The organism is Methylobacterium longum (assembly GCF_022179385.1).
GTDB lineage: Bacteria > Pseudomonadota > Alphaproteobacteria > Rhizobiales > Beijerinckiaceae > Methylobacterium > Methylobacterium longum.
The window spans coordinates 1-1,422 of sequence record NZ_BPQS01000125.1; the positions used below are offsets into that span (position 1 = coordinate 1).

The following is a 1,422-nucleotide window of genomic DNA, read 5'->3' on the forward strand; positions in this document are numbered from 1 at the left end:
GTTCTGGTGTCAGCGTCCGTAGATATCCTCGACGCGGATGATGTCGTCCTCGCCGGTGTAGGATCCGACCTGGACCTCGATCAGCTCGAGCGGGATCTTTCCGGGATTGGCCAGGCGGTGCATCGAGCCGATCGGCAGGTAGATCGCCTCGTTCTCGTGGACCAGGGTGACCCGCTGGTCCACCGTCACCTCGGCGGTGCCGCGCACCACCACCCAGTGCTCGGCCCGGTGGTAGTGCTTCTGCAGCGACAGCCGCCCGCCCGGCACCACCTGGATGCGCTTGACCTGGAAGCGCTCGCCGATGTCGATCCGCTGGTACCAGCCCCACGGCCGGTACATCCGCAGATGCGCGTCCGCCTCCGGCTCGCCCGACGCCCGCAGGGCGTTGACCAGCTCCTTGACCTGCCCGGACTGCGCCTTGGAGGCCACCAGTACCGCGTCGGGGGTCGAGACCACCACCACGTCCTCCAGCCCGACCACCGCGGTCAGGCCGCCGCCCTGGCTGTGCACCAGGCTGTTCTTCGTGCCGATCAGCGACACCCGGCCCCGCACCGCGTTGCCGGCCGCGTCGTGGTCCAGCACCTGCCAGACCGCGTCCCAGGTGCCGACATCCGACCACGCGAACGACACCGGCAGCACGCCGGCCCGCGCGGTCCGCTCCATCACCGCGTAGTCGATCGAGATCTTGGGCGCGCGCGCGAACGCCGCCGCGTCCAGGCGCACGAAGTCGAGGTCGGTCACCGCCGCCTCGTACGCCGCGCGCGCCGCCGCCAGCACCTCGGGCACGAACGCCTCCAGCTCGGACAGCATCAGGTCGGCGCGGAACAGGAAGTAGCCCGAGTTCCACACCGCGCCCTCCGCGATCAGCGCCTCGGCCCCGGCTTGGCTGGGCTTCTCGACGAAGCGGGCGACGCGGGCCGCGCCCGGCGCCTCGGCGATCGGCTCGCCGCGGCGGATGTAGCCGTAGTCGCTGGCGGGCCGGTCGGGCTCGATGCCCAGCGTCATGGTGTAGCCGGCCTGCGCGCCCGCGGCCGCGCGCCGCACGGCGTCCACGAACGCGTCCGTGTCGGGCACGACGTGGTCGGCGGCCAGGATCAGCACCACCGCCTGCGGGTCGCTGGCCGCGGCGTGCAGCGCCGCCACCGCCACCGCGGCGGCGGAGTCGCGCCCCTGCGGCTCGAGCAGGATGTCGGCCGACAGGCCGAGCTGGTCGCGCTGCTCGGCGACGATGAAGCGGGTCTCGGCCGAGGCGATGACGGTCGGCGTGGCGAAGACGGACGCGTCCGACACCCGCCCCAGCGTCGCCTGGAAGGTCGAGGCCTGCGCATCCACAAGCCGGGCGAACTGCTTGGGCATGCTCTCCCGCGAGGCCGGCCACAGGCGCGTGCCCGTCCCACCACACAAAATCATCGGGTGAATGAG

1 protein-coding gene is annotated in these 1,422 nt (G+C 72.3%); it reads right to left on the reverse strand.

Features of this window, described 5'->3' with window-relative positions; translation table 11 throughout:
- Nucleotides 1–9: 9 nt before the first annotated feature.
- Nucleotides 10–1,419 (reverse strand): mannose-1-phosphate guanylyltransferase/mannose-6-phosphate isomerase, encoded by a 1,410-nt coding sequence (locus MFF58_RS31610; RefSeq protein ID WP_238294272.1) that lies wholly within the window; start codon nt 1,417–1,419, stop codon nt 10–12.
- Between the last annotated feature and the right edge of the window lie 3 nt (nt 1,420–1,422).